This is a genomic window from Streptomyces sp. NRRL WC-3549 (assembly GCF_000721935.1).
Classification (GTDB): domain Bacteria; phylum Actinomycetota; class Actinomycetes; order Streptomycetales; family Streptomycetaceae; genus Streptomyces.
Genome location: NZ_KL585421.1, coordinates 67,372 through 71,882, shown reverse-complemented (window position 1 = coordinate 71,882; position 4,511 = coordinate 67,372). Strand labels below are relative to the sequence as shown.

At 73.3% G+C, this 4,511-nt stretch carries 3 protein-coding genes and 2 pseudogenes; 1 reads left to right on the top strand and 4 read right to left on the bottom strand.

Translation table 11 applies throughout. The annotated features are described in order from the left end of the window. Nucleotides 1-250: pseudogene (locus IH13_RS0125665) on the bottom strand (amidase); the annotation flags it as partial. A 336-nt stretch (nucleotides 251-586) separates the two neighbouring features. On the opposite strand from IH13_RS0125665, the gene IH13_RS0125660 reads away from it, so the two are divergent. Continuing rightward, on the top strand, nucleotides 587-1,348 hold the full coding sequence (locus IH13_RS0125660; protein WP_031088278.1) for a hypothetical protein: 762 nt from the start codon (nucleotides 587-589) through the stop codon (nucleotides 1,346-1,348). Between the two features lie 158 nt (nucleotides 1,349-1,506). Here the strand turns inward: IH13_RS0125660 and IH13_RS0125655 are convergent, their stop codons facing one another. From IH13_RS0125655 to IH13_RS42775, 3 genes and pseudogenes are all read right to left on the bottom strand, one after another. Further along, nucleotides 1,507-2,508, bottom strand: a complete 1,002-nt coding sequence (locus IH13_RS0125655) for a TIGR03842 family LLM class F420-dependent oxidoreductase (RefSeq protein WP_031088277.1) — start codon at nucleotides 2,506-2,508, stop codon at nucleotides 1,507-1,509. A gap of 389 nt (nucleotides 2,509-2,897) precedes the next feature. Further along, complete coding sequence (gene hydA / locus IH13_RS0125650; protein WP_031088275.1) at nucleotides 2,898-4,289, bottom strand: dihydropyrimidinase; 1,392 nt, start codon at nucleotides 4,287-4,289, stop codon at nucleotides 2,898-2,900. Nucleotides 4,290-4,353: 64 nt separating this feature from the next. Continuing rightward, nucleotides 4,354-4,511 (bottom strand): annotated as a pseudogene (locus tag IH13_RS42775) (aspartate aminotransferase family protein); the annotation flags it as partial.

Here is a 4,511-nt window from a genome sequence, read left to right as displayed (position 1 = left end):
CCCCCGCGGCGAGCCGCCGGTCGGCCTCCGCGGCCTCGGCGAGCGCGGCGTCGGCCCGCAGGTGCCGGAAGGCGTTGAGGGTGTCGCGGCTCGCCTCGATGCGGCTCAGGGCCGCGCCGACGAGCGCCGCCGACGTGATGGTTCCGTCGGCCAGCCACCGTGCGCTGTCGGCGAGTCCGGGCGGTACGGCCGGGGGCTCCGGCCGCCGCCCACGTACTCCGGTCTGCCGGCCGGGCTCTGCCGATGACATCGCTGCCGCCTCCTCGCGTCCGCCGGCCTCCTGAGGGCCGCTCACGGAACCGCACCACGGGTCTACTGGAGGGTAACGAGGTGCGCCGACCCGCTCAAGCACGCCCCGCCCGCCGGTGTGGCCGCTCGGGGCGGCCGTCGGCCCCCCGCTCTCCGGCCCGGCGACCGGTGCCCTCCGGGGCCGGCCTCCACCCCGCCCTGTGTACGGAGATCGAGCCACCCCTCACTCTCCGTGCGCACCTTCTACCGGGCACGCGCCCTGGGGCGGGCGTACGCTCGTCAGGAGCAGTCACGACTCCGCAAGGCTCTGACCAGGAACGTTTCCGGAGGAGGCACTGTGGCCGGACAGCGCATCACCGCCCGCGCCGCCGTCTGCGCGGCGGTGACCGTACTCACCGTCACCGCCGGCGCGGTGGCCCGCGCGGACGACGACTTCGCGTCGCTCCCCGCCCAGCAGATCGCCGACCGCTCCCGCGACGCACTGCTGGACGCCCGGTCCCTGCACCTGCGGGTGTCGGGGGATCTGGGCAAGGGCCGGAACGCGATGACCGCAGACCTCTCCCTCGACCGGGACGGGAACTGCGCGGGCGGCGTGGACCTCGGGAGCGGCAAGGGCACCGTGAAGATCGTCAAGCGGGGCGGCACGGTCTGGGTGAAGCCCGACGCGGCCTTCTGGAAGAACCAGGTCCCGGTCGGCGGTTCGGCCTTCCAGGCCGTGCTGGCCGGGCGCTACCTGAAGGGCGAGGCGTCCGACTCCCGGCTGCGGCCGGTGGTGGACGTCTGCGACCTGGACACCTTCCGCGAGCTGGTGTCCGACAACGCCGGCCGCGCGGGCGGGACGCTCACCAAGGGCACGGTGACGACGGTCGACGGCGTGCGGACCGTCCCGGTCACCCGCGAGGCCCGAGGGCAGCGGGTGACGGCGTACGTGGACACCGGTGGCGCGCACCACCCGGTGCGGCTCACCGTGCGGGGCGGCGGGGCCGACGCGGCCGTGGACTTCTCCCGCTACGACCAGCCGGTGCCCGCGACCACCCCGGCCGCCGAGGACACGGTGGACGTCAGCGCCCTGCTCGGACGGACACCGGCCCCCTCCTGACGGGCCGACTCGGCAGCGCGTACGGCGCCGGCCAGGAACCTCGCCCCGGAGCCTGTCCCGCGGGCCGGACGCCGGCCCTGTGCCACGGTCCCCCACCGGCATCTGCTCCGACTGCCCGAGGCGGGGCGAGGAGGGACCGTCCTCGACGGCCGGGCGGGTCAGCCCGACAGGGCCGGGATGACCGTGGAGCCGTAGGCGTCGATGGCCTCCTCGCGCGCGTCGTGCATGGCGTAGAGGGCGAACTGGTCGACGCCCAGGTCGCGCAGGGCCCGCAGCTTCTCGATGTGTGCCTCGGCGGGGCCGAGCAGGCAGAACCGGTCGACGATCTCGTCGGGGACGAAGGCCGTGTCGGGGTTGCCGGTACGGCCGTGGTGGCTGTAGTCGTAGCCGTTCCGGCCCGCGATGTACGCGGTGAGCGCCTCGGGGACCAGGCCGGAGTGCTCGCCGTACCGGGCGACGAGGTCGGCGACGTGGTTGCCGACCATGCCGCCGAACCAGCGGCACTGGTCGCGGGCGTGGTCCAGGTCCTCGCCCACGTAGGCGGGGGCGGCGACGCAGATGGTGACGGAGTCCGGGTCGCGTCCGGCGTCGGCCGCCGCGTCGCGTACCGCCTTGACCATCCATTCGGTGAGGTACGGGTCGGCGAGCTGGAGGATGAAGCCGTCGGCCTTCTGGCCTGCCAGGGCGAGGGCCTTGGGGCCGTACGCCGCCATCCAGACGGGGAGTCTGCCCTCCTTCACCCAGGGGATCCGGACCCGCTGTCCGTCGACCGTGGCCTCGCGTCCTTCGGCGAGGTCGCGGATGACGTCGATGGCCTCGCCCAGCCGGGCCAGGGTGTTGGGGGCCCGGCCGGCCACCCGCATCGCCGAGTCGCCGCGGCCGATGCCGCAGACGGTGCGGTTGCCGTACATGTCGTTGAGGGTGGCGAAGGTGGAGGCGGTGACCTCCCAGGTGCGGGTCCCGGGGTTGGTGACCATCGGGCCGACGATCAGCCGGTCGGTGTGTTCCAGGATGCGGCTGTAGACGACGAAGGGCTCCTGCCAGAGCACCGCCGAGTCGAAGGTCCAGCCGTGGCGGAACCCGTTCCGTTCGGCGCGGCGCATCAGCCCGACGACGGCCGAGGCGGGCGGGTCGGTCTGGAGGACGAGGCCAAAATCCATGACGTGCTCCTGTTCCGGATGCCGACAGGTGGCGCGCGGGTCGTGGATCGCGGGAGAGGCGGGGCCGGTGCGTGTACCGCCCTCCCCCGGGCGCCGCTCTTCCGGTGCCCGGGAGCACGCGGGCCGGGGCTCTGCGGACGCGTCCCCTGCCGTGCTTGCGGGAGATCCTTCCACACCAGGCCGCGCGGAACCCCGTACGACCACGCCTTCGGGGCGAGTCGCGAGGGAGACAATCCTGGACCGCTTCCCGGGCCTCGGGAAGGGGGCCTGCCCACCCCCGCAGGGAGCTCGGCCCGCGAGGTCCGGGACGGCGCGGGAGCGTCGCCGACGGGGGCCGGACACATGCCCCACGGGATCGGGGCGCCGAGCGGGGGCGGCCGACGGTCCCGTCAGCCCGCGTACTGGCAGAGTGCGCGCGGCAGGTACACACCGTGCCCCGCGTGACCGACGTACGCCCGGTCCGCGACCACCGGGACGCCCCGGGAGAGCACCGTCTCCACCCGGCCCGTCACCTTCCTGCCCTCGTACGCCGAGTAGTCGACGTTCATGTGGTGGGTCGCGGCGGAGAGGGTCTGCTCAGCGTGCGGGTCGTAGACGACGATGTCGGCGTCGGAGCCGGGGGCGATCGTGCCCTTCCTCGGGTAGAGGCCGAACATCCGGGCCGGGGTGGCGCAGGCGATGTCGATCCAGCGGCGCCGGCCGATGTGTCCGTCCACGACGGCCTGGTGCAGCAGGTCCATGCGGTTCTCGACGCCGGGCAGTCCGTTCGGGATCTTCGAGAAGTCCTCCAGGCCCATCTCCTTCTGCCCCTTGAAGCAGAAGGGGCAGTGGTCCGTCGAGACCACCTGGAGGTCGTTCGTCCGCAGTCCCCGCCACAACGCCTCCTGGTGGTCGGCGGGGCGCAGCGGGGTGGAGCAGACGTACTTCGCACCCTCGAAACCGGGCTCCGCCAGGTCGTCGGTGGACAGGAAGAGGTACTGCGGACAGGTCTCACCGAACACCGGCAGGCCCTCGTCGCGGGCCCGTACCAGTTCGGCGACGGCCTCCCTGGCCGATACGTGCACCACGTAGACGGGGGCGCCCGCGACCTGGCTGAGCCTGATGACCCGGTGTGTGGCCTCCGCCTCCAGCAGTGCCTTGCGCACCTCGCCGTGGTGGCGCGGGTCCCGTTCCCCGCGGGCCAGCGCCTGCTCGGCGAGCACGTCGATGGCGGTGCCGTTCTCGGCATGCGTCATCACCAGTCCGCCGTTCGCACCGGCACGCTGCATGGCGCGGAGGATCTGGCCGTCGTCGGAGAGGAAGACACCGGGATACGCGGTGAAGAGCTTGAACGAGGTGACCCCGAGCTCGATGAGCCGGTCCATCTCCTTCAGCGAGGACTCGTTCACGTCCGACATGATCATGTGGAAGGCGTAGTCGATCGCGCAGCGCCCCTCGGCCTTCTCGTGCCAGGCGTCGAGCCCGGCCCGGAGCGAGCCGCCCTTGGACTGGATGGCGAAGTCCACGACGGTCGTCGTACCTCCCCACGCCGCCGCCCTGGTCCCCGTCTCGAAGGTGTCCGAGGCCGTGGTGCCGCCGAACGGCATCTCCATGTGCGTGTGCGCGTCGACGCCGCCGGGGATGACGTACTTCCCCGTCGCGTCGATGACGTGGTCGGCGGTCCACCCGTGGCTCCCGGGGGTGGCGAGGGCCACGACGCGACCGCCGTCCACGAGGACGTCCACGTGGAGCTCGTCGGAAGCGGTGACGACCAGGCCGCCGGTGATCAGAGTGCGTGCCACAACTCGTCTCCATTCGCATCGGGTACACGGGGTCCGGCGGGCCGGGCGGCCGGGCCGCCTCGGCTCATCCGGCCGCCGACAGCGCGTCGGCCAGGATGTCCGCTCCCTCCTCGGCCTCGGCGACGGTGAGCGAGAGCGGCGGTGCGATGCGCAGGACGCTGGTGTCGTGGCCGCCGCCCTTCCCGATGAGCAGCCCGCCGGCACGGGCGGCTTCGAGTACGG